This is a genomic window from Polynucleobacter sp. MWH-UH35A, from assembly GCF_018687075.1.
In the GTDB taxonomy this organism is placed as follows: domain Bacteria; phylum Pseudomonadota; class Gammaproteobacteria; order Burkholderiales; family Burkholderiaceae; genus Polynucleobacter.
On record NZ_CP061285.1, the window covers coordinates 1,341,054 to 1,364,145 of the forward strand.

The following is a 23,092-nucleotide window of genomic DNA, read 5'->3' on the forward strand; positions in this document are numbered from 1 at the left end:
AAGCATTCCAACATAAATCAAGCGCTCAAAGGAATAGCCGAATTTACTTACTTAAGGACCAGTACATGATGATAATAAATAGAGAAAAAACAAAAGGAAACCCCGCTAAACGTTGCAAACTTTTGTAAAAATGCTGTTTTCTTCTAAAACTTTTTGCCCCTTCATAAGTATCAAATGTTGTGGCGCCAGATTCACTCTGGTTATGAAACTCATAGCGCTCGAATTGATCAAGTTTACGATGGAGCAAATAAATCACAATTGCACTGGCAATAAATGTTAAATAAACCAAACCCATTGCTGTTTGAACTGAATCCATATACCACCCTTTCAATTATTAGAAACAACTACTCTTCCTAGAAGGCTAAATAAAGAACTAAGATTGGACTTAAATGGTCAAATACTTATTTCATAAATGTCATATTAAGCAAATTTTTGACTAAAAATTGCCCTAAAAGATTCGGTAATTTATTGCCATGCAGGCCTTATGGAATCAACAACTACAGGGTTAAAATCTATATGTTTCGGTTTTTTGCCTGAAAATTAAATTTTTATAGCCACCCGTACTAAGCACGACCATACATCCTAAATAAGCATGCAGAATAATTACTTTGCCCATGAAGCTAAACAAGAGCGTAGTTATGCTCGGGTTGAAAAAATTCTTGATGCTGTGGAGGCTCTGTCAACAGAATCACCAAATAAGAAGATCGATATCAAATCAATTTCCAAGAAGGCATTTATTTCTGTAGGGGCTATTTACCACCACTTTCCTTCAGTAAACAGTATCTATGCCAGCCTACTGCTTCGCAAGGTTAGGCTCAGAATTCAGGGATTAGCGGCATTGATTGACTCTCTTGGGCCGGACGTAACTTTAGACCAGTTTTCAGACCAGCTAATTAACCAAGCATTTCATGAATGGGGAGAAAAACCCATTGCCGCTAAGCATGAGGCATTAGAGTTTTATTACCAAAATGCTCATAAGCCCGAATTTTTCTACTCTTACGCACAAAGCATCTACCCCCATGTGCTTGCCTTTATTCAAAGAAATAAAACCAATAGCTTTAGAGACATAGCAGAGGATGAATGGCCGTTCCTTAATAGAATTTCTCAAACAGCCATTCTGAGCCCATTCCTTGAGCAATCGCCCATTGCGGGAACCGATAGACATAGAGCCATCGTGAAGGATATCGCGCTAAGAATTTATTCCAAGTAGAGCGCTCGGCATACGTAGTGTTAAATAACAAAAAACCACCCGAGGGTGGTTTTTTGTAACTTATCTTGCGGCTATTTTAAAAACTTCGTAAATACATCTCCGACAGCATTATCAACCTCATAGGTATTAATAGACTTTGTTTGCTTAACATCCTTAAGCTTATTTAAGTCGACTACGGCAAAGTTCATGCCATTAATGCTGCGAACATAGTATTGATTGCGATTAAGATCGCTCATAGTTGTCCAAATGGTTACTTCGCTCGAGGTACTCCTGCTACGAACGCCATCACCTGAACCCCCTCCTGCATCAATAGTCAAATCATATGGGCGATCAAAATTATTCAAAATGTGTGCGAGGTTTATCACTGCCTCATCTGGAGTTTTCCCTTTACGCACATAGTTTGCATAGAATGCTGCCTTCACAAAACGTCCTTGTGACGTTTCTGCAGAGGGTAACGCTGTAAGAGCAATACCCGCATCTTGGGTGGCTAACTTTAACTTTCCAAGCTGACCAGTATTTTTATTCACATTTGTAAATGTGTAGTTATTTAAGCTTTCCAGATGCCAAGGAAAATCAGGGCCATTTGTCATAACAGCAACTGGATTGTCATACACATTCATTTTGCCGTTAGTAAATTCAATAACCATGTTATCGCCAGTTTTATCAACAACATGGTAATGCTGAGGAAACGGATTAGGACTTATTGCCGCAACAACTGGCAGCCAAATATCCACTTCTTTATTCGCAAGGGATGCTTTAACCTCAGCAACGCTTTTGAAGTTGCCAAGAATCCAGGGGTATAAATCTGTCACCGCTAAGGTTTTAGCATCATCATTACCAACAGGAACATCTGTAGTGGAATTGAGCCAATTGGTCTTCATGCTCAATCCATGATCATTCATGCCATCAGCAAATGTAGGTTGCTTAGCATTTGGCAATAATTGGGCAGACATTCCAATTAAGGCGTATTTAGTGTTAAAAGTTTTCCCCTGCTTTCCGGCGGACGTAAATGATTCAATTCTGGTCCCTACTGGCATATAAGTCATGTTAGTAGGAAGAATATTGCTAAATTCTAGTGTTCTTCCATGGTAGGCGAGACCCGCTGTATCTGTGACCATAATAGAGGTACAGGCAATCGCGTTACCAATCGAAGTCACCACTATTGACCCAGCGATAAACGCACTAAGAATTTTTTTAGGGCTCATGGGAATTTCCTTTATCAATAAAAATTCATATTATTTAGCTGCAAAAAGCTGCAAAAACGAGTAAGCTCTTTGATTGATTTTGTAATTATTAAATTTAACAGAAGAAATAGCTGCAACCTTAAATCGCACTACTTTTTGATTTTAGGCGCTCATCAAACTTTTGCCGATTAATAACGAATCGCTCGTGCTGTCCTTTTGATATCAAATCCTTGCCATCGTGAGCTTCCACATTAAAAATTAACCTCTTTCCTTCTACGGCAATTAATTCAACAGTGGCCGTCACTTCTAAGCCAACTGGTGTAGCCGCCTCATGACTAACATTTATATGCGTCCCAAGAGTTTGCTCTTGCGGCCAATCTAAATGAGGATTGATAGCTTTAATACAGGCCCATTCTAAAAACCCAACTAAAAAACCAGTAGCAAATACCTCTGGCATTACTACGAATTCTTCAGACTCAGGGTATAAGAATGGAACTGTTTTGGATTTAGGAATCTTAAATTGATGCTTGTATCGAATTCCGGGCTTTAGAGATTCTTTCATGATGCGCCTTTGTAATTAACTAATAATTAATGTAACACCAGTCACACTCCCAAATACCCCCGTACGGAGATATTCTGATAGATTTAGCCCACTTTGGTATATGATTTTGTGAACACAACTAAATAATTGCGCCATGCTAGACGACCAAAAGAAAAAATTGATTGAGGCGGAAGAAAAATATCGGCATCAGATCGCACAAAAGTTGAAATCTGAGGCCGCTTCAGTCGAGCAAAATGTAGCCAATTTAGAAAAAACTGTTTGGGACAAAACGTTTGAAATTCTGAACAGCAGTTTTGGCCTTTGGCTTTTATCTTCAGTCTTCTTAAGCGGCGGAGCTGCGCTTTATCAAATAACAAGCCACCATTACGCCCAAAAGCTAAGCACCCAAAAAGACTTTCTCACTTGTGAGTTTGAAATAGAGAATCGCTTAAATGCGATGAGCTATTTAGTGAAAAAGGCAAAAACGATCGGGGATGCTCAATATGCCTTAACACCAATGGGCAAAAGTTTTGGTGCTGTAAGCCCCGAATACGAGCACGTCAACATTACCGGTCTTTATTTCAGAACGTATCAATTGACTGGGGTTAATAATAAGAAATCTGAAGAGTACATCAAACAATTAGAAGAATTGAACTTAGATATACAAAAAGCAAACCCCAAAGCCCCATTGGATGATGCGACTCGAGCCCAATTACTTAAAGTCATTGACATCCTGAAGCAACACTCCATAAATCTCATTGAAACTGGAAAACCAACTCTAAACTTCTAGGTATGGTTTTTCAATCTCCTTAATGGGGAAATAAAATACCACCCGAAGGTGGTATGTTCACGACTTATTTTAATAACACTGAAGTCATATCAGATTGGGGATATGGAAGTAAATCAACCGCCCAGGTCTTCGTTTTTCCTGATTTGAAAATTTCATTTAAGTTGATCTCAATGAAACTTGTGCGATTTGCATAATTCGCAATTCTCATACGATTATTTTTCAGATCCTTGAGGTTTACCCACTGTGTGTAATCAGAAAAAACTTGCTTGCCGTCGCTTGATCGAGCAACACCTTGTGGAATATCTACGTTATTTAATAGGTGCCCAGCCAATTGAATCGCATCATTACTACTTTCTGGTTGATATGCAAACTGCTTGAGGTAGGTTTGTCTTACAAAGCGAGCCGGGGGAGTGTAGTCTGCAGGCAGACCCACTAAGCCGCCACCCTGACCTAACTCGGTCACGTTAGTCTTGCCAACCATTACAGAGGATGTTGCTGTAGAAGTCAGCGATAAGTAATTACGGACATTATTAAGATGCCAGTCATAAGTCGGTGCATTTGTCAGTACGCCGGCAATATTGTCATGAATCACCATCTGCCCTTTAACAAACTCAACAATGATGCTATCTCCGCTGCGATCAGTTAAAACCAGGTGTAACCAAGGTGGGGTTGGTAAGCCCTTGACTTCGTTGGAGTCGTACCAAACTTTGTACTTAGGGATCTCAGAGCGCAATTCTTTGACTGAGCCAAACATACCCAAAATGAAGCTACCAAAGTCAACCACAGATACATAGTTTTTATCTTGTGGGGTTACAGTTTGATACTCGGTAAATCCGGGTAAAAAGTTTCCACTAAGAGCGACGCCGGCTTCATTCTGCCCCTCTAAATAGGCAGTCGCCCCCTCCAAGATTCCAGGGGAAACACCAACAAATGCGTACTTACTATTTAAAGTAGTTGTTGGAAGATTCATTGATTTTGGAGCTCTGAGCTGAATTACAGTTCCTTTGGGGTTAGCGATCAACTCCCACTTCATATCAAACGCCCACTCCATTGTCCTACCTGCAACGACAGAGCCATCCTTTGCCACGACATTAACTGCAGTACACGCATAAGTGACTAACGGTGTATAAGCTAAAGCGGCAGAAACGGTAGCAGCCACCATTTTTCTAATCAATGCTTGTTTCATAAGAATCCTTTTGGTGAAAAATCCGATTTTATAAATAAAAAACCACCCGAAGGTGGTTTCTATCTTAGGGAACATTACTTCATTAGGTCCAAGAACTGCACATTGTTGTTGATGTTAGCAAACGAGGAAGGATCGTATGTGAAGTTTCCATCCGTAGTGAACAAGAACATATATGTTTTCATGGTGGTATCACCACTAGTGCGATCCTTCGCCTTAACATCACACACCACCATCCAACCAAACTTTGGCTTCTCAAAAGCAATCGCTCTAGCCCATGCTTTACGAGGAGGAGAGCACTCTTTTGTTGCCATTTCCGGATTATTAACAGCAGATTTGATATAGGTATTCACTTCCTTATCCACCGCAGCCTGATTTGGTTGAGGGGTGAACTTTGCTTGTGCAATTTCTTGCTGAGTTACTGGGGCAGCGCAAGCAGCAAGCGTAAGAGCTGCGAAGATACTGATTAATTTAATATTCATTTATTGGCCTCTTTTAACAATGTAATTTTTAGAACTTCAAGTATAAATTACCTACTATACATACTCCATTCCGTTCGTTCTCTTTGGCTTAATTTGGAATATTAGTTTTATAAATTTGATTTTGCACATTTAACGGTAATGGCTGGCTTTCTGATGCAGGAATCATGACTTCAATATAGGAGGCGCCATCGAATGAATTAGCCTTCTCAATCGCAGCATCTAATTCGGCGACAGTAGTTACCTTTGCACTGAACCAAGTAGTACAGCCCATAGCGCCTGGTATTTGTGCATATTCCCACTTTGCCAAATCATCATACGAGGGTCCAATTTCACTAAGAACATTCTCAACGCCGTAAATAGCGTTATTCAGGACAAAAATAATCGGCTTAAGCCCATAGCGGCCCATCACTCCAATTTCATTAGCGGTTAATTGGTGCGAACCATCTCCAGTAACCAATATCGTTCTACCCTTTTTATTTGCCATGCAAATACCTTCTGCGGCAGGCGTAGCCCAACCAATCGACCCCCACAGCGTTTGGGTCTGGAAACCAACACCATCAGGCAAACACATAGGTGTTGTGTGCAGCACGCAGGTGCCAGTCTCGACAACCAATATATCGCCAGACTTCAGCATTCTTTGCAGTCGCGGATAAAGACTGGCTGATGATGTTGGATCCGCAGGGGCGCCAACCAAGGGCATCGCGGAGTGAAGCTCTTGAGTATTTGATTTGGGTGCGGGTGTTATGCGCTCCGTCAAACCAATCAGCACATCACCCAGAGTGACGCCAGTGAAAATGGCGTTGCCCATTCTGACAAATTGATCACCCAGGGTAAGCAACTTGGAACTTGAAAGATTATCAGTCCAAAAGGTGGTATTAAAGTCTTCAAATACTACACCCCCAATATCCAAAACTAAATCAGCACCTTCTACAAGACTCTTAACGCCAGATGGAGAAGAGCTCATACCATTGTAGATGCCCAGAAAGTTTGGGTGTGCCTCCGTGATCACCCCTTTATCCATCGGCGTAGTAGCAAATGGGAGATTCGATTTATTCAGGAAATTAAGCAGTGCGTCAGCTAACCCGTAATTAAGAGCAAACTGGGTTGGTAGTGCTACTGTATTTCTACTAGCTTGAACTTTTCCAAGAATAAACTCGATCGCAGCATTTAAAGCAGCGGGGTCACTCTGGGCCCTCTGAACTTGAGCTAATGGCACCCCATTGACTGGAGTACCAATGATGGGCATTTTGGCCAAATCCATGGGAACGCAGATATATGCCGGGGCACACAAACGCAAAGCCTCCCGAATCACCCGCTCCATTTCTTGAACAACATTATCGGGCGTTAAGTGAGCAGAGACACAGCATGCCGCCTCAGATAAACCACGAAAATTGTTGTACACGCCATCACCTAAAGTATGGTGGGTTATCAGACCCTGTCTTTGTATTTGTGTGCTCGGTGCACCAACGAGATGAAACACCGGAAGTCGCTGTGATTTAGCACCCATAACACCATTGATGGCGCTTAACTCACCTACACCATAGGTTGTAGTCAGCATAGAAACACCATTGACTCGAGCATAACCATCGGCAGCATAGGCTGCGTTAAGCTCATTTGCACAGACAACCCATTTCACACGTTTTGATGCTTCAATTGCATCATCAAATGGGAACGTATAGTCGCCAGGCACGCCAAAGACTTGATCAATTCCCAAGTCTGCTAGGCGCTCAACAACATACTCCGCAACTGTTAATGTATTTGATGGCATGCTTTACCTTAAATGATTTAATCCTTGTGGGAGTCATTCCCAAATACAAACCCCCATCATTTCTGATGAGGGTTTAAGCAATTAACTATTTCGTAACATCGGTTCAAAATGGTCTTGGTTGCTTGGTTTCAGAAACAGGAATGTATCTTCCTCCCAAAACGGTACCAATTACTGGAACATCCTTGATTTTCTCTTTTGGCACTGTCACAGGGTCTGCTGCCAGCACAGTAAAGTCAGCAAATTTCCCTGGCTCAATAGATCCAACCTTACTCTCAAGACCGAGAGCGTATGCTGCATCGATTGTTACCATTTTCATCGCCTGCTCGGGAGTAATTGCTTCAGCTGGAGCCCATTTTTTATTCCCGGTATATAAACCCTGTCGAGTAACTACAGACCATGCCTGAGTGAGCGGCGAAGGAGGTGTCACTGGTGTATCAGAGTGCAAGGTTACAGGAACACCTTCTCTTAACAACTGTCCAACCCTGGTTGGATATGATGCACGATCAGATCCAACCGTTTCAACTTGAAGACCAGCTCGATCATAAAAGTAGGAAGGATTAACACTTGCTATTGCGCCCAATACTTTCATTTTCCGAACTACCGATGTAGAAGGCATGCCAAGATGCTCAAAAGTGAAACGATGGTCAAAACGAGGTTTCTGATCTTGCAATACTTGAAGCGCATTGGCCACCTCAACATTACCTTCATTACCGTTCGAGTGCACATGGATCTGGAATCCAGCATCCCACCAAGGTTTTAATGTCTTCGCAAAGTCTTGGTAAGTTGGATAAAACATGATTCCCTGATGACCATCGATGTAACCAGGGTTGTTCACTTTCATAGTGTTAGCCAAAAAAGCGTCATCATTAATAAATTTAATACCCTTATAAAAAAGGCGATCAGTACTTAATTTTTGCAATTCTTGCACCTGCGCTACAGCCTGGTCTCCGTATTTATCCACAAAAGGAACTGAATACGGAATTGCCTCAATTCGTAGAGAGGTCAAGTCAGAGCTTGTAAATTTTTGCATTAACTTTTTTTCGGCTTCGATATCAAACATGCCAAAAGTTAACTCACTAGTAGTAGTAATGCCCGCTTGCTGAGCAATATCGTTGGAATACATTAATGCTTTAGCAACTTTTTCGAGACTGAATAAATCTTTACCAGCATACTTAATAATCAGAGGGCTGGCAGATGCACCTAAAAATTGACCATTTAAACTGCCATCAGGATCAACACCGACACCAATCACCTTTTTTACTTCATCTGGATTAGGGAAATATTTTTTAAGTGCAGCGGAATTCAGAAAAATGTTGTGCTCAGAAGAGTCCCAAACAAATACCGGCCTTGTCGTAGAAACCTCATCCAAAAGCTGCCTATTGGGGATTTTCTTCATCGCAACAATGTCATAACCCCAGGCCAATAGCGGCTCATTCGGATTAGAAATTCCTGCAGAGTACTCCCTAAGCTTAGCAATAGCAGCTGACAAATCTTTAACACCCGGAAATGGCTTACCCCAAGGACTTGGAAGCGGAAAATAGGTGATCGGATAGCTGGTGGATGTTAAACCACCCAATAATGGATGTTCATGTGGATCCACAAATCCTGGGTAGATAACCTTGTCTGCAAATTGACGATTAATTTGGGTTGGGTATTTATCTGTCCAAGGTTTTAGATCATCCAAAGACCCAACTGAAAGTATCTTACCATCCGATACAGCAACTGCAGTAGCGACAGGATTAGAGGGATCCATGGTCACAACCTTCTTTGCTACGTAAACAGTAATATTTTTTGGGGTAGCCACTGCTGGCGGATCCAAAAACTCAGTTGCATTTGCACTTCCAAGTAAAGCCGCAGCAAGGCTTGCAAACAGAATGCGCTTACTCAAAATATTTAACGTCTTAGCTTTCATACACACCTCCATTGATAATCACTAAATCATAATTGATCACAAAACGAAGGTTTGAGTGTTTAGATTTTTGGCAAATCAGCACTAAGGGTTATCCCGAACTATCGGTTATGCAAAAGCCACCCTCGGGTGGCTTTTCTTTTATTGCTACTAATCAATCAGACTAGCTACTGGAGAACGAATATATCTTTACCATTCTTAATAGTCTTCACAACTTGAATATCCTTAATTTCCATTGGATCGACCTTCAAAGGATTGCGATCGAGCTGCACCATATCAGCTAACTTGCCAGCAGTAATGCTGCCCTTTAAAGCTTCCTCTTTGTACTGATATGCAGTTACTGAGGTAAATCCGCGCAGAGCGGTATAGGGATCAATACGCTGATCAGAACCTAATGTGCTGCCCCCGTAAGTTTTGCGATTCACGGCAGTCCAAATCGTAAACAAAGCACTTGGACCAGATGATGGCGTGTCATTATGCAGACCAAATTGCATGCCCTTTGCCTTAGTCAAGTTGAGCGGAACCATATTGCTAGCCCTCTCGTCGCCCAGAATCTGTTTGTAAACATCGCCATACATCCAAATGTGGTTAGGCATGAACTGGGGAAGAATTTTATTGGCCTTATATTGGTCTAGTTGATCATCGCGAACAAAGAATGAGTGTGAAATCACCGTTCTACGATCTTCAGTAACGCCTGTTGCCTGAACTGCCTTGGCAATTCCAGAAAGCGTCATATCAATACCAGCATCGCCATTGGAATAGCCGAAGTACTGAATATTTTTTTCGTAGGCTAACTTAGCGTATTTATCCACCAATCCCTGAGTGGCAACAGCCATGCCGCGCCAATCTTTTGGGAACCCTGTAGTAACGGCATAAGGTTTTGTGAAATAAGCCAAACGCAATTGTGGCGCACCATCTGTAGAAACCAATATTCCAGCAACCTTAAAGCCCCCGTCCCCCTTGGTATAGATTCCAAATGGGTAATCTTTATTTGTTACAAGCAATTGATCAACCACATCATTGGTAGGCAATGCAATCAGATCCAAACTAATCACATTGCGATCAACTGCCTGACGCATATTAGCGATATCCTGAATCGTAGTTTCATAACTTTGCGCTGTAGTGTATCCATTAGAAGCGTAAATTTTTTCAGCCTTGCGATAGGTTTCCATCGTCAAATCATGCGAATACTTGCCGAATACCTTCGCTGTTGCCTCCAAATTGGGATCACCAATTAACTCACCAGTCAGTTTTCCAGTTTTTGGATCAACTGGAAGCATGCCCTGAGTTACCTTAGTGGCTTTGGAAAAACCCAACTTCTTCAAACCTGCGGTATTCACAATCCCAGTCAAAGTAGAAATATTGTTTACATATACCGGCTGATCTGGAAAAGCCGCATCCAACTGTGCAATGGTTAAAGGGCCATCTGATAGAAAGGCATCTGCATACTCAGATCCGATGATCCAGCCATTAAATGGTCGAGCCTCATTCTTGAGGCGGCTAATCAGCTCTTTAGTGGTATGTGGAGGCTTAGAAGAAAAATAACCTAGGTTAACGCTTAGGGTGTTTTGCGCAATCAAAGTAAAGTGTCCCCAAGCATCAATAAAACCAGGCAATAAGGTTTGACCTTTTAGATCATTCATCACCGCATTTGCCCCAGCCCCACTTAAAGCATCTTTCATATTGCCTGCGTAGGCAATCTTTTTACCCTTCACAACAACAGCTTCAACATACTGTGGCTTATCACCTTCCATCGTCAGAATATCGCCGTTGAAATAAACGCTTGTCGTATCCGCAAATACTTGAGTAGCAATCAAGAAAAAAGATGCGGTAAAGATATTTTTTAAGGTTTTCATAGGCGAATTGATCTTATTGGATAGAGAGGACACCAGATTGGGTGATAGAACGATCATAACAAACAGTAAAGGCTTGCCCCTTAGGACAAAATCCGACAATTAATCATCCCAAGGAAATCGAGCACGAGATAGCTCTTCCATGATCTCTCGCTTACTGCGTCCAGATTTCCTAGGGTGGCCAGAATCCTGCCTATCTGCAGTCTCACGATCCAAAGAGCCCTCCGTTTGCTCACGCTTGAGCTCTGCTTTGTTATCGGATTCTGGATTGGAATGATTAGTCATAAAGAAGCTTGAACCAATAGATGATCGGTCAAATTAATTCAGAGATTTCAATCAGGTTCTGATCTGGATCACGGATGTATACAGAGTTAATCTTCTGTGTAGCACCAGTACGAATGACCGGCCCTTCAATAATTGGCCATCCTTCGGCCCTGAGTTTTTCAATAACTTGCTCAAGGGGGCGATCAGCAATAAAGCAAAGATCAAGCGCTCCAGGAGTTGGGATGTCTGCCTTGGGCTCAAACTCTTTACCCTTGATATGCAGGTTAATCTTTTGATTGCCAAACTTAAAAGCTTTGCGCTCGACTGGTGGAGTGCCACCGATAAAGGATTCCAGTTTCATTCCCATCACGCGGGTATAAAAATCGACACATTCAACTTCCTTAGCTGTAGTCAAAACCAAATGATCTAAATGATCAATCATGATGAGCCTTCTTCTTATTGGGCACGACGTAGTTCGTCTACGTAACTTGGCTCTGGATGCAAAGTAAAGGTGCTACCTGCCTTAGCGACTTGGCCGGGGACTTCATGCCCCACAATCTTTGGCAACTCTCTGGCCAGCTCTAATAATTTAGGAATATTCATACCAGTGTCGTAGCCCATGGCATCGAGCATGTGAATAGCATCTTCACTGGAAATATTGCCACTTGCTCCAGGGGCATATGGACAGCCGCCCAATCCGCCTAATGAGCCATCAAAGCGAACAATACCTGATTGCACGGCAGCCAATAGATTAGCTAAGCCCATACCCCTGGTGTTATGAAAATGCAGGGTCAGCTGCATATTAGGAAAATGCTTTTGCAATGACTCACTCATTTTTTTAACTTGGTCTGGATTGGCCATACCTGTTGTATCGCAAATGGTAAGACCTCGCACACCCAAATCAGCAAAGCGTTGTGCAAAGCTTTCTACAACGGATTGCGGAACTTCGCCCTCCATAGGGCAACCGAAGCATGTGGAGAGAGAAACATTAATTGGCGTTCTGCCATCAACGTACTTGATCACTTCAGCCAAGCCTGTAAAACTCTTTTCTCGACCCATTCGTAAATTGGCTAGGTTATGTGTCTCAGAGGTAGACATCACTAGGTTGAATTCATCGGCCTTAGATTCAAAGGCGCGCTCTGCACCTCTTAAATTAGGCACTAGTACGGTGTACTCCACACCTGGAACTCGCTGAATACGGCCCATCACTTCTTCTGCATCACGTAGCATTGGAATTGCTTTAGGAGAAGTAAATGAAGTCACTTCAATCTTGGCAAAGCCACATTCACTCAGTGCATCAATCAACCTAACTTTGTCATCTGTCGGAATAAAGTTGGGCTCAATCTGAAAGCCATCCCTAGTGACAACGTCGTTGAAATAAATTCTGGTCATATTATTTTCTTCTTAGTCTCTTTACTTATTTATCTTTTTTTATTTTTGTATCTGCTTTTATTTTCACTTAGTAAATGCAATACCGCGCGCTTTTAATGAGGCTACTTGGTCATCACTTAAACCGATGCTCTTGAGGATCTCCTCGGTATTTTGACCAATATCAGGAGCAAGCGTCTTAATTGAACCTGGTGTGCGAGATAACTTTGGAATGACCCCAGGCACATCGACCTTGCTGCCATCCTTCATTTGAATGGTCTGAATATTTTCTCTCGCCTTGTAATGTGGATCGCTGGCGATATCAGCCACGGTATAAATACGTCCCGCTGGTACGGCAGCAGAATCTAATGCCTCCAAAGCCTTGCTTGTACTAACTGTTTTAGTCCATTCGCCAATGGCCTGATCAAGTTCAGTTACCCGCTTCACGCGACCCTCATTATTTTCCAGCTGGGGATCGCTGCCTAAATCATCTCGCCCAATAACAGTCATCAGACGCTTAAAGATGCTATCGCCATTGCCAGCTACTAATACATAGCCTCCATCGGCACACTGGTAAGCATTGGTTGGTGCAATACCGGGCAAGGCGCTACCAGCAGCTTGTCGCACTTCACCAAATGCGCTGTATTCAGGTAACAAACTTTCCATGCAATTGAAGACTGCTTCATACAGAGCAATATCAATAATTTGACCTTTGCCACTGTTATGCCGCTCTTGCAGTGCTAATAAAATACCAATCACGCCATGCAAAGATGCCAAGGTATCCCCAATACTGATGCCTACGCGGACCGGCACCCTACCAGGCTCTGCAGTGAGATGGCGCAAACCACCCATCGCTTCAGCAACAACACCAAACCCAGGCTTATCTCTGTATGGCCCAGTCTGACCGTAGCCACTAATACGCAGAACAATTAACTTGGGATTGAGTTCGAGCAGCTTTACTGGATTAAGACCCCAGCTCTCTAAAGTGCCTGGACGAAAGTTTTCAATTAATACATCCGCCTCTTTAATTAGAGTTCTAACAATATCCTGAGCTTCCGCCTCTTTTAAGTCTAAAGAGAGTGAGCGTTTATTGCGTGACTGTACTTGCCACCAAATAGAAGTGCCATCTTTTAACAGTCGCCACTTACGCAAAGCATCGCCAACTTTAGGCGGCTCGATCTTGACGACATCAGCCCCAAAGTCTGCCAATGTTTTAGCGGCGAATGGTCCAGCAATGAGCTGCCCCATTTCTACGACTTTTAACTTAGATAACGGCTCCATGACATCCCCTGAAATATGCTTTTTGCAAATTCACCCTTCTTAGTGAGGGCTATTTATTGCTATTGATTGCTATTTTATGGTCTATCTCTGTCTTTTGCGTAGTGATGGTGGAATACGTTAATTGATTGCACTAGCCAGATGATTTAGCGATGAAAAAAGCCCTGGGCACCGGTGTGCACCATACTACGCCATCACCCATATGCCCTGTCTGGCATACAGCGACAATTTTATCCATCAAGGCTTCAGCGATCTCTGCATTGCAAACGATTTCAATTCTTACCTTTGCTGAGTAGTCAGTAAGCTCATCTTTAATATTTGCTTTGTTGGTCTTAGAAGGCGCACTACAGCCCTCCACTTTAGCAACAGTCATTCCTGGGAATCCTGGGGTTTCCATCAAAGCTGCTCGAAGAGCGGCCAATTTATTGGGGCGTATCACTGCCTTTACTTCCATCATGGTTCCACCTCTTTATCCTCAAACCATCTATATAGAACAGGTAACACTAATAAAGTTAATGCTGTGGAGGTAATCAACCCAGCAATCACTACAGCAGCTAAAGGACGGGTTACCTCAGAACCAGGGCCGCCCGAGAACAGCATCGGTACAAGTGCCAACATCGCTACAGATGCTGTCATCATGACCGGCCTAAAACGATGATGACAACCATTTAGCAATGCTTCCTCCATGCTATAGCCATCCTCACGTAATTGCTTAATGAAAGATATCAGCACCACCCCATTAAGGACCGCAATACCCCATAAGTTAATAAATCCTACCGCCGCCGGTACCGATAAGTACTCACCAGTAATAAATAAGCCAAACACGCCGCCAATCGACGCAAATGGTAGAACCAAAATAATGAGGCCTGCCAAGCGGATTGACTTAAACAACATAAACAACAAGAAGAATATCGCTAGCACAGTCAATGGAATGATGATCATCAAGCGTGCCATTGCTCTTTGCATGTTTTCAAACTGACCGCCCCACTGCAGGGTATAACCTTGGGGCAACTCCACATTCTTAGCAATTAACTCTTGGGCCTCTTTAACAAAACCACCTAGGTCACGCCCATCCACATTAACACCCACCACTAAACGACGTTTACCCGACTCTCTTGAGATTTGTGCAGGGCCTTCTACTAAAGAAATTTCTGCCAAATCCCTCATGAGTACCTGAGCCCCATCTGGCGAGTGCAGAATAATATTTTCAATAGCATCAATATTGTTTCTATAAGGACTTGGGTAGCGCAATACCAATGGGAAGCGGCGCTCTCCCTCGTAGATCGTGCTGGCTTGCTTACCGCCAATAGCAGTTTCAATTACCTCATTCACATCAGAGACATTAATGCCATAACGCGCGATGGCATCACGATCGATTTTGATATTAAGATAGTTCTGACCAGATGCCTGTTCAATGCGTAGGTCATTACTACCCTTCATCTTGGTTAAGATTTGACCAATCTGAGAGCCTAATTTTTGCAACACCGCAAGATCATCACCAAAGATTTTGACTGCTACTTGTGAGCGCACCCCAGAAACCATCTCATCCACCCTAGCAGCAATCGGTTGAGAAATAGCCAATTCAATGCCGGGTAAGGTTTTAAGCTTTTCACGAATTTGCTGCGCAATCTCTTCCTGACTCAGACTTCTATCGCCTAAAGGCTTGAGCGTCACAATCGGATCAGACTCATTTGGCTGCCCAGGATCTGCTGGTGATTCACCTTTACCTAAACGGGAAACTGCCATCTCCACCCCTGGAATAGTCATGATGCGTTTAATTGCCTCAAACTCCAGCTTGATAGATTCATCCAAGGAAATATTAGGAGCACGCACAATCACTGGGGTAATTGATCCTTCTTGCATCACCGGAATAAATGCTTTTCCCAGGAATACAAAACCAATCAGACTAATGCCTAGGGCATTAATGGCACGCTTTACAACCAATTTAGGATTAGCCAAACACCAATGCAACCAGCGCTCATAGGGAGCGCGCATTTTTTTGACAATCTTGGTATCGTCTTCGCCGCCACCCTTGAGGATGTAGGAGCACAAAACTGGTGACAAAGTAAACGACAGAATCAATGAGATAGTTAAGGCGATGGCAATCGTAATCGCCATCGGAGCAAACATCTTGCCCTCCATACCCTCCAATGAGAGTAGCGGCATAAAGACCAAAATGATGATGCCCACACCAAATAGCACTGGCTTACCAACTTCAGATGCCGCCTCTAAGATGATCCTGTTTTTAGACTCACCAGATTTGAGTCGCTCACCCAATTTAGCGAAGGTGTTCTCCACCACCACGACGGAACCGTCCACCATGATGCCAATCGCAATTGCAAGACCACCCAGTGACATCAGGTTTGCCGATATACCGTAACGGTTCATCACCAAGAATGTGAGCAATGGCGTCAATAACAAGGTAGCCACTACGATCAAGGATGAGCGCACGTCACCCAAGAAAAGAAATAGCAAAATAATGACAAGAATGACGCCTTCAATCAGCACTTTTGCTACGTTAAACATGGCTGCATTCACTAAATCAGTACGGTCATAGAAAGGCACAATCTGTAACCCATCAGGCAAGAGCTTGCCTTCATTGATTTCTGCAACCTTGAGCTTGATACGGTTGACCACTTCACGTGCATTACCACCGCGGATCATCTGTATGATGCCGGCAACACTCTCGGTATAGCCATTCTTAATAGCGGCACCCTGGCGAATCTCACTGCCCATGGCGACCTCAGCTACGTTCTTCACATATACCGGAATACCTTTTACTTCTTTTAAGATAATCTTGCCAATATCTTCTGGCTTAGTAATTAAACCCAGACCACGAATCAGATAGCGTTCTGCATAGGTTGGGAGTTGTCCACCACCAGAGTTAGCATTGTTTCTGGCAAGGGCTTGATAAACCTCATGCAAGCTAATCTGATAATGCCGTAAACGTTCAGGATTGACCAATACTTGATACTCTCTTGCATAACCCCCTTGCGTATTGATCTCGGCTACACCCGGAATAGAACGCAACATCGGGCGCACAATCCAATCCTGCACAGCGCGTCGATCAGAAAGCTCATCAACAGAAAGTTCACGATGGCGATCTGAGGGATGATCCAGCGTGTATTGATAAACCTCACCTAAACCAGTAGAAGGAGGAGCCAACACTGGAGTGATACCCACTGGCATCTTAGAGGCTACTTCAATCAATCGCTCGGTAACTAATTGACGAGCAAAGTAAATATCGGTTTTTTCAGTAAACACCAGAGTGATTACGGAGATGCCATTCCGATTCAAAGATCGCATCTCTGTCAAACCAGGCAAACCTGTCATTCCCAATTCAATTGGGATGGTGACAAAACGCTCGACCTCTTCTGGAGATTTACCAGGAGCTTCCGCGGCAACTTGCACTTGGACGTTGGTGACATCCGGAAACGCATCTACAGACAATCGTTTCGTAGCCATTAGCCCAGCAATAAGCAATACGATGGCAATAATCGCCACCAACAAGCGTTGCTGTAAGGAAAGACGAACGATTCTTTCAACCATTTAGCTTGTCCACTGCTTATCCACCACTTAACTGACGCTTGCGTTCAGTATTTAAATGATATGCACCTTCGGTTGCAATCTCTTGCCCCTCTTTTAAACCTGAGATTACGGGACGGAATCCTTTGCCTTCTGGGCCTAATTTCACTGGCACCATACGATACGTATCATCATCCAACCGGATGAATACATGGTCATGATTATCCTCGCGCACTACAGCGCCCAGTGGCACTACCAATTTATCCACCGGCTGACTTTCAATGAGCATTGTTGCCAACATACCAGGCTTGATTTCACCATCTTTATTGGGAAGCTCCATACGCACCACCACAGTACGAGTTTGTGGATTCACGATCGAATCGACATGCGCAACTACACCTTCGATTTCTTGATTGCGTAGCGCAGGAATGATGAGCGATGCTTTTTGACCCTTATGCATCAGATAGGAATTACTTTCCGGAACCTCTGAGATTGCCCAAAGCGTACTGAGGTCAGCAACTGTAAACAAGGCATCGGCAGGCTGAACCACCTGACCTTTATTGATCTTGCGCTCTACGATTTCACCAGGAATAGTGGCAATCACATTATTAATAGACTCTATGACGCCAGACTTCGCAAGTCGATCAATGCTGGCCTGATCCATACCCTGAACTCTGAGTTGATCATTTGCAGCACGGAACTCAGCTTTTGCACTACTAGCCTCTGCCTCACGTCTTTGTAACTCCGCTAGAGCAATTACATCCTCTTTGTATAAAATTTTTGCGCGGTTAGCGGCTTGATCTGCTAACTGACTTGCACTCTTCGCTTTTAAATAGGCTAGCTGCGACTGAGTTAATTCTGTAGAGGTAATTTTTGCCAATACATCACCCTGCTTCACCATCTGACCAGGTACAGCCAAAATATCAGATACACGACCAGTCACATTGGCGCCAATGCGAGACAGAAAGAGTTCATTGAAATCAATTCGCCCTGAAGCACGAAGCTCCTCTACAAATGGAGATACCTGTGCTTTACCGTCAGCAATCATCTTATGCAAATCCGCATTCACCACAACAACGTTTGGATCTTGCACGGATTTGATGGTGGGACTTCTATCAAACACATTGAAATAATTCAGAATAATGACGAATGCACAGAACCAAGGTAAATAAAATATGCCCGTCTTAAACCAGGGTGGTGTTTTATCGTAGCTGCTAGTTACCACAGGAGCATGTCCTGCGATCCATTGATGCACCTGCCCATACAGATGTGTTTGAGTTTTTAAAACTTGGTCAACCAATTCTTTCTTATGGAATTTGATCTTTCTAACCAAGAAAGTCTTCCAGACTTTTACCTTTCTGAGAAATTTTGAGAACTCTGGATTCATTGCATTCCACTTTCTATCTTGGCTAGCCATTCAGGACTCGCTCTTAACCTTTGAATTTCAGTCACCACATAAGCTAAATCAAATCGCGCTCTAATCAAGTCATTACGGGCGGCACGAAAAGTTCTTTGCGCATCCAAGTACTCCAGCATGCCGCGCTCACCGTAGCGATAAGACACTTCAGCAATCCGCTGAGCACTGGCCGCTAACTGGACCACTTCCTGACTTAATACCTTTACTTGATAGCTAGTCATTTGATAAAGCTTATAGGCTGTTTCGATCTGCTGATCGAGAGTTTGACTTTGCGCATTGAGTTGATTCTTGGCTTTGGATGCATTTGCCTCGGCCTCCGCTACTTGGCCACCCCTAAAGTCCCAAATCGGAATGCTCACCTGTAGGCCATAAAGACGATCAGTAAAGTTCGGGTCGTTGTATTGAGATGCTTTAAATGCCAGACGAGGTAAACGTAAGTTCTTCTCAAAACTGAGCTTGGATTCAGTAGCCTCCACCTCAGCTTTTGCCTTTTGTAGCTCTGGGCTTTGGGCTTGAACCTCATTAAGCAGCACTTGCAATGAAGGCAAGTCTTCAACTTTGGGTTGCTCAGCCACCACCGTGAAGTCAGCCGGTAGTTGATGACCCACGACTTGACGTAATTGACTGCGCGCTTGCTCAACGCGTAACTTACTTGACTCTGCAGCAATCTGCGCATTGAGGAATTCGGTTTGCACACGAATGAGCTCGAAGCGTGCAGTTTCGCCAACGTCATAACGTATTTGCATACGGTCACGAATCTGCTTTGTCAGACTCATATCTTCTTCTGCCGCTTTTTGCTCAGCCTCCCGGCGCATTAATTCATAAAAGCGCTGCTGCACTTTAGAAATCGTTTCAACCTCGAAAGCAATTCGCGTCGCCTCAGCCGCACGCAGATTGGCTTCGGCAGCATTGACTCTCGGAAAGCGAGTGTAAGGCATATCTAATGGCTGCGTAACCGACCAAGACGACACGTTACCGACTGTTAAAGGTCCAGTGACGGATCGCTGCTGACCGGTGCTAATTTCAAACTCAGGGTTTGGAATTGCTCTTGCTGTCGATAGTTGACCCTTAATAGCCTTTGACTGATCTCGTGCAGCAAGTACTTGAGGACTAGACTCCAAAGAGATAGCGATCAAGTCATTGATAGTGAATGATGTTTTAGGTTGTGCGCTGGCATCTACCACCATGAAGGTGCTAATAAAAACAATAAGCCATAAGCGGTACAGCAACATACACCCAACTCGAGAAGTATCTAAAAGTAAATTATCTAACCACCTCATTGAATGAGCAAGAATTCGTCCCCGATTTAGGGCATGAGGGCCTAAATCGGGGTGGGATGGTAAATATTTAAAGATAGGAGTCAATTTTCAGCCATTTAGTAAATAGTAAATGGTCTTGCCTTAGAAACTACCCACATACCGGACTTGATGGCCGTAATGACGATATGTGAGACCCATTTCTGGGCAGGCTACTCCCCGTTTATTTACCTTATTAGATCACAGTTAAATGACAACCTTGCACACGATCTCAAACATAGACCTGTCTAGATAAACGCCCGTATTTCTGGGCTTTATGAAGCGCTTTTTGCATATGTTTGTAGACTTTTTTCAAACCCATATCTAAGGCCGTTCTTCGATCCCTTGCTGTAATGCTGACCTCAATCTGGCGATTATCAAAAGTTTGCAACTCAATAATGCAATTTTGATTACAGCTTGTCTTCACCTGGTCTACAGAGGAATATTTCACCTTAATTTTTCGCACCAACCAAAATAAGCGCTTAAGAGAAAACTTCACGCGATTCTCTGTGAATGTTTTAAATTCTAGTTCAATTTGTTCTTTTGTTTCTAATATGACATCCATGATTTATCTCCTTTGTAGAACATCATGAGTTCAATATAGAGAAAACTTTATTCTTAATAAAGCAGAAAATAAAAGAAATTAATTCAGTTATTTGCTGATAATTGGGCTGAAAAAATGCCCTCAAGTAGAGGGCAAAATACTGCCGCAGGATGCAAACAAAAGAAAGTTAATCGATTACTGCCGCCATCAAAGCGGTGGCTGCTCCAGCGCCTATTGCTGGGATACCCCAACGCTCGAGTGTAGAGAGCGATTTACCTGTCACCACCTCAACTGGAATGTCACTTATTTCCAGCAATTTTGCAGTTGTAGAGTTTTCAAATAAGCGGCTCAAGGTATTTTTCTTGGCAGTGCCAATCACAATACGCTGGCATCCTAAGCGCTGAGCCTCATCACGCAATGCCTCACCTTTATCACCAGTAACGTAGGTAAAAGAAAAGCTAACGCCCGACCTCTCTAAAAACTCAGACGCTGACTGCGCTGCTAGTTTGGCACGCTCTGCTTGCCACTCATTAATAGTCTGCTTATTAAGAAACTTTCTAATATGACGATATAGAGTTGGCTGCACATTACATAGATGAAAGTGTGCTTTACGATCTTTGCCATAAACACTCACCGCATGTTTCAGGGCCATTAAAGAATTAACGGAATTATCTACAGGAATCAGAATTTTGCTCATTACCTCACCTCCTACGTTATAAGACTGCTTATCGGATACTTCTGAATCAACTACTGATGGCGCAATGGTCTCCTCCAAGGCCAACCTACTCTTCATAAAGCCGCCAAACAACACACCAAAAATCACGAGTGCTTGAACGGCATATTCAAATACGGGATTGCTAAATAACTGCAATTCCTGAACTACGGGCTCACCAATCATCATCTTGGCTGCAGTCCATGCCAGCACGCCAGCACCCAAGTAAGTAATAGAAGGGTAGCGCTCAACGAGTTTCAGTATTTGCGTGGAACCCCAAATCACCACTGGGATACTAATCAGCAAACCTAAGACCACTAAAACATAACTGCCATGAGAGGCACCGGCTACCGCTAAGACATTGTCTAGGCCCATGACGGCATCGGCAATCACAATCGTCTTCATCGCACCCCAGAAACTCGTGGAAGCATTGTCATGAGCGCCGCCCTCCTCTTTAGCAGGAGTTAGAAGTTTGTAAGCAATCCAGACTAGGAGCAAACCGCCAATCAACATCAAGCCGGGTATCTTTAAAAGATAGACAACTGCAAGGGTCATCGCACTTCGTACTGCAATTGCGCCCACAGCACCCCATACAATCGCTTTCTTTTGCAAATGCGCCGGCAAGTTTCGAGCAGCCATTGCAATCACAATGGCGTTATCACCAGCCAAAACTAAATCAATCACCACAATCGCTAGTAGCGCTGAAAAAAACTCTGGGCTAAATAGTTCCAATTGAATAACCTCTATCTACATTAGTTGAACAAATGCGTATAAATGACATGACTTTCCATGGGGTTAATGTAGGTGGATTTGTATTTAGCTAAAAGCAGATATATATTGAGAATAATTTCGGAAAAAGCAGAATATGACCAATAGCTATAACTACCGTCACCTCTATTACTTCTGGGTTGTTGCCAAGGAGGGCAGCATGTCCAAAGCGGCAGATCGCCTAGATATGGCCATCCAGACGATTAGCGCCCAAGTACATGAGCTTGAGAAGTCGCTTGGCTATCTACTATTTAAGCCCGCAGGAAGAGGTATTGCACTGACTGAATCTGGTTTTGCTGCCCTAGAAATTGCCGATCAGATTTTCTCCATCGGCGAGAAATTGCCAGAGGCTGTGCGAGATGCTGCGAAATCCCCTAAAACCAAAATTACCGTAGGCGTCTCTGATGGACTGCCAAAATTAGTCACTAGACAGCTACTGGAACCCATCCTAAAACACAAGGATGTGCAATTGATTGCACACGAAGGTGAGTTTGATGATTTGCTGGCAGATCTTGCCTTGCATCGCCTAGATATTGTTTTGGCTGATCGCCCCGCTCCTGGCAATAAAAATCTGAATGTCTACAGTGAAGAGTTAACTAAATCAGTAATCGCCTGGTATGCCCCCAAGCAATTCATTAAAAAGATTAAGGGGAAGTTTCCACAGTGCCTAGTGGATCTGCCCGTTCTATTACCAACCTCTCACTCCACTGTGCGTTCTTTGATTGATCAATGGTTGAGTAAAGAGGGCATTACCCCAAATATTGTGGGAGAGTTTGAAGACAGCGCATTACTAAAGACCTTTGCTGCTAGTGGGCTGGGTGTATTTCCTGCTGGTAAGCTCATCGAGAGGGATCTCAAGGATACCTATGGCATTGAGTTTCTGGGCTGCTGTGAAGACATCTATGAATACTTCTATGCCATTCGTTCAGAAAAGAAAATTCAGCACCCACTTGTACAAGCCATTATTAAGCAATAAATGTCTATATACCCATTAACAGTGG

General features: G+C 43.4%; 21 protein-coding genes and 1 pseudogene. 3 read left to right on the forward strand and 19 right to left on the reverse strand.

Annotation, left to right across the window (positions count from 1 at the left end):
- Positions 1–43: 43 nt before the first annotated feature.
- Entirely contained in the window at positions 44–316 is a 273-nt protein-coding gene (locus tag ICV36_RS06950; RefSeq protein WP_215399993.1) for a hypothetical protein, read from the reverse strand.
- A 276-nt stretch (positions 317–592) separates the two neighbouring features.
- Between ICV36_RS06950 and ICV36_RS06955 the strand changes: the two genes are divergently transcribed.
- Positions 593–1,210 carry a TetR/AcrR family transcriptional regulator gene (locus tag ICV36_RS06955; RefSeq protein WP_215399994.1) on the forward strand — a complete coding sequence of 206 codons (618 nt, stop codon included), beginning with the start codon at positions 593–595 and terminating at the stop codon, positions 1,208–1,210.
- A 71-nt stretch (positions 1,211–1,281) separates the two neighbouring features.
- Here ICV36_RS06955 and ICV36_RS06960 read toward each other — a convergent pair whose 3' ends face one another.
- Complete coding sequence (locus tag ICV36_RS06960) at positions 1,282–2,415, reverse strand: linear amide C-N hydrolase (protein ID WP_215399995.1); 1,134 nt, start codon at positions 2,413–2,415, stop codon at positions 1,282–1,284.
- 118 nt (positions 2,416–2,533) lie between these two features.
- Positions 2,534–2,956 (reverse strand): thioesterase family protein, encoded by a 423-nt coding sequence (locus tag ICV36_RS06965; RefSeq protein ID WP_215399996.1) that lies wholly within the window; start codon positions 2,954–2,956, stop codon positions 2,534–2,536.
- 133 nt (positions 2,957–3,089) lie between these two features.
- On the opposite strand from ICV36_RS06965, the gene ICV36_RS06970 reads away from it, so the two are divergent.
- Complete coding sequence (locus tag ICV36_RS06970) at positions 3,090–3,725, forward strand: hypothetical protein (RefSeq protein ID WP_215399997.1); 636 nt, start codon at positions 3,090–3,092, stop codon at positions 3,723–3,725.
- A 64-nt stretch (positions 3,726–3,789) separates the two neighbouring features.
- Here ICV36_RS06970 and ICV36_RS06975 read toward each other — a convergent pair whose 3' ends face one another.
- From ICV36_RS06975 to ICV36_RS07045, 16 genes and pseudogenes are all read right to left on the reverse strand, one after another.
- Positions 3,790–4,911, reverse strand: coding sequence for a choloylglycine hydrolase family protein (locus ICV36_RS06975; RefSeq protein WP_215399998.1), 1,122 nt, complete (start codon positions 4,909–4,911; stop codon positions 3,790–3,792).
- A gap of 74 nt (positions 4,912–4,985) precedes the next feature.
- Positions 4,986–5,390 carry a hypothetical protein gene (locus ICV36_RS06980; RefSeq protein WP_215399999.1) on the reverse strand — a complete coding sequence of 135 codons (405 nt, stop codon included), beginning with the start codon at positions 5,388–5,390 and terminating at the stop codon, positions 4,986–4,988.
- A gap of 88 nt (positions 5,391–5,478) precedes the next feature.
- The gene (locus ICV36_RS06985; RefSeq protein ID WP_215400000.1) at positions 5,479–7,158 is read right to left on the reverse strand and encodes an alpha-keto acid decarboxylase family protein; all 1,680 of its coding nucleotides are present in this window, start codon (positions 7,156–7,158) and stop codon (positions 5,479–5,481) included.
- A gap of 103 nt (positions 7,159–7,261) precedes the next feature.
- Entirely contained in the window at positions 7,262–9,070 is a 1,809-nt protein-coding gene (locus ICV36_RS06990; protein WP_215400001.1) for an amidohydrolase, read from the reverse strand.
- 164 nt (positions 9,071–9,234) lie between these two features.
- Positions 9,235–10,923, reverse strand: coding sequence for an amidohydrolase (locus tag ICV36_RS06995; protein ID WP_215400002.1), 1,689 nt, complete (start codon positions 10,921–10,923; stop codon positions 9,235–9,237).
- 99 nt (positions 10,924–11,022) lie between these two features.
- The gene (locus ICV36_RS07000) at positions 11,023–11,205 is read right to left on the reverse strand and encodes a hypothetical protein (RefSeq protein WP_215400003.1); all 183 of its coding nucleotides are present in this window, start codon (positions 11,203–11,205) and stop codon (positions 11,023–11,025) included.
- Positions 11,206–11,233: 28 nt separating this feature from the next.
- Positions 11,234–11,626 (reverse strand): VOC family protein, encoded by a 393-nt coding sequence (locus ICV36_RS07005; RefSeq protein ID WP_215400004.1) that lies wholly within the window; start codon positions 11,624–11,626, stop codon positions 11,234–11,236.
- A 14-nt stretch (positions 11,627–11,640) separates the two neighbouring features.
- The gene (locus ICV36_RS07010; protein WP_215400005.1) at positions 11,641–12,576 is read right to left on the reverse strand and encodes a hydroxymethylglutaryl-CoA lyase; all 936 of its coding nucleotides are present in this window, start codon (positions 12,574–12,576) and stop codon (positions 11,641–11,643) included.
- A gap of 63 nt (positions 12,577–12,639) precedes the next feature.
- Entirely contained in the window at positions 12,640–13,833 is a 1,194-nt protein-coding gene (locus ICV36_RS07015) for a CaiB/BaiF CoA-transferase family protein (RefSeq protein ID WP_215400006.1), read from the reverse strand.
- A 130-nt stretch (positions 13,834–13,963) separates the two neighbouring features.
- Entirely contained in the window at positions 13,964–14,287 is a 324-nt protein-coding gene (locus ICV36_RS07020; RefSeq protein ID WP_215400007.1) for a P-II family nitrogen regulator, read from the reverse strand.
- A complete protein-coding gene (locus ICV36_RS07025) occupies positions 14,284–17,379 on the reverse strand; it encodes an efflux RND transporter permease subunit (RefSeq protein ID WP_215400008.1) in 3,096 nt (1,031 codons plus the stop codon). Before ICV36_RS07025 ends, ICV36_RS07020 begins: the two co-directional genes overlap by 4 nt.
- A 16-nt stretch (positions 17,380–17,395) precedes the next feature.
- Positions 17,396–18,772, reverse strand: coding sequence for an efflux RND transporter periplasmic adaptor subunit (locus tag ICV36_RS07030; protein ID WP_215400009.1), 1,377 nt, complete (start codon positions 18,770–18,772; stop codon positions 17,396–17,398).
- Positions 18,739–20,004, reverse strand: coding sequence for a TolC family protein (locus ICV36_RS07035; RefSeq protein WP_215400010.1), 1,266 nt, complete (start codon positions 20,002–20,004; stop codon positions 18,739–18,741). The genes ICV36_RS07030 and ICV36_RS07035 overlap by 34 nt, the downstream gene beginning before the upstream one ends.
- A 295-nt stretch (positions 20,005–20,299) precedes the next feature.
- Positions 20,300–20,632: a hypothetical protein gene (locus ICV36_RS07040; RefSeq protein WP_215400011.1), complete on the reverse strand. Its 333-nt coding sequence runs from the start codon at positions 20,630–20,632 to the stop codon at positions 20,300–20,302.
- Positions 20,633–20,798: 166 nt separating this feature from the next.
- Positions 20,799–21,404 carry a universal stress protein gene (locus ICV36_RS10250; protein WP_371743219.1) on the reverse strand — a complete coding sequence of 202 codons (606 nt, stop codon included), beginning with the start codon at positions 21,402–21,404 and terminating at the stop codon, positions 20,799–20,801.
- Positions 21,393–22,055, reverse strand: a pseudogene (locus ICV36_RS07045) (TerC family protein); the annotation flags it as partial. The pseudogene ICV36_RS07045 and the gene ICV36_RS10250, both read right to left, overlap by 12 nt.
- Positions 22,056–22,188: 133 nt before the next feature.
- Here ICV36_RS07045 and ICV36_RS07050 point away from each other — a divergent pair.
- Positions 22,189–23,067 (forward strand): LysR family transcriptional regulator, encoded by an 879-nt coding sequence (locus ICV36_RS07050; protein WP_215400012.1) that lies wholly within the window; start codon positions 22,189–22,191, stop codon positions 23,065–23,067.
- The last annotated feature ends 25 nt before the right edge of the window (positions 23,068–23,092 follow it).

What these genes read in the sequence shown, in the direction of transcription:
- ICV36_RS06975 (WP_215399998.1), bottom strand. Translation starts at nt 4,911, where the DNA reads ATGAAACAAGCATTGATTAGAAAAATGGTGGCTGCTACCGTTTCTGCC.
- ICV36_RS07000 (WP_215400003.1), bottom strand. Translation starts at nt 11,205, where the DNA reads ATGACTAATCATTCCAATCCAGAATCCGATAACAAAGCAGAGCTCAAG.
- ICV36_RS06980 (WP_215399999.1), bottom strand. Translation starts at nt 5,390, where the DNA reads ATGAATATTAAATTAATCAGTATCTTCGCAGCTCTTACGCTTGCTGCT.
- ICV36_RS07005 (WP_215400004.1), bottom strand. Translation starts at nt 11,626, where the DNA reads ATGATTGATCATTTAGATCATTTGGTTTTGACTACAGCTAAGGAAGTT.
- ICV36_RS06990 (WP_215400001.1), bottom strand. Translation starts at nt 9,070, where the DNA reads ATGAAAGCTAAGACGTTAAATATTTTGAGTAAGCGCATTCTGTTTGCA.
- ICV36_RS06995 (WP_215400002.1), bottom strand. Translation starts at nt 10,923, where the DNA reads ATGAAAACCTTAAAAAATATCTTTACCGCATCTTTTTTCTTGATTGCT.
- ICV36_RS07050 (WP_215400012.1), top strand. Translation starts at nt 22,189, where the DNA reads ATGACCAATAGCTATAACTACCGTCACCTCTATTACTTCTGGGTTGTT.
- ICV36_RS07030 (WP_215400009.1), bottom strand. Translation starts at nt 18,772, where the DNA reads ATGGCTAGCCAAGATAGAAAGTGGAATGCAATGAATCCAGAGTTCTCA.
- ICV36_RS10250 (WP_371743219.1), bottom strand. Translation starts at nt 21,404, where the DNA reads ATGAAGAGTAGGTTGGCCTTGGAGGAGACCATTGCGCCATCAGTAGTT.
- ICV36_RS06970 (WP_215399997.1), top strand. Translation starts at nt 3,090, where the DNA reads ATGCTAGACGACCAAAAGAAAAAATTGATTGAGGCGGAAGAAAAATAT.
- ICV36_RS07010 (WP_215400005.1), bottom strand. Translation starts at nt 12,576, where the DNA reads ATGACCAGAATTTATTTCAACGACGTTGTCACTAGGGATGGCTTTCAG.
- ICV36_RS07035 (WP_215400010.1), bottom strand. Translation starts at nt 20,004, where the DNA reads ATGTTGCTGTACCGCTTATGGCTTATTGTTTTTATTAGCACCTTCATG.
- ICV36_RS06950 (WP_215399993.1), bottom strand. Translation starts at nt 316, where the DNA reads ATGGATTCAGTTCAAACAGCAATGGGTTTGGTTTATTTAACATTTATT.
- ICV36_RS06960 (WP_215399995.1), bottom strand. Translation starts at nt 2,415, where the DNA reads ATGAGCCCTAAAAAAATTCTTAGTGCGTTTATCGCTGGGTCAATAGTG.
- ICV36_RS06965 (WP_215399996.1), bottom strand. Translation starts at nt 2,956, where the DNA reads ATGAAAGAATCTCTAAAGCCCGGAATTCGATACAAGCATCAATTTAAG.
- ICV36_RS07015 (WP_215400006.1), bottom strand. Translation starts at nt 13,833, where the DNA reads ATGGAGCCGTTATCTAAGTTAAAAGTCGTAGAAATGGGGCAGCTCATT.
- ICV36_RS06955 (WP_215399994.1), top strand. Translation starts at nt 593, where the DNA reads ATGCAGAATAATTACTTTGCCCATGAAGCTAAACAAGAGCGTAGTTAT.
- ICV36_RS07020 (WP_215400007.1), bottom strand. Translation starts at nt 14,287, where the DNA reads ATGATGGAAGTAAAGGCAGTGATACGCCCCAATAAATTGGCCGCTCTT.
- ICV36_RS07025 (WP_215400008.1), bottom strand. Translation starts at nt 17,379, where the DNA reads ATGGTTGAAAGAATCGTTCGTCTTTCCTTACAGCAACGCTTGTTGGTG.
- ICV36_RS07040 (WP_215400011.1), bottom strand. Translation starts at nt 20,632, where the DNA reads ATGGATGTCATATTAGAAACAAAAGAACAAATTGAACTAGAATTTAAA.
- ICV36_RS06985 (WP_215400000.1), bottom strand. Translation starts at nt 7,158, where the DNA reads ATGCCATCAAATACATTAACAGTTGCGGAGTATGTTGTTGAGCGCCTA.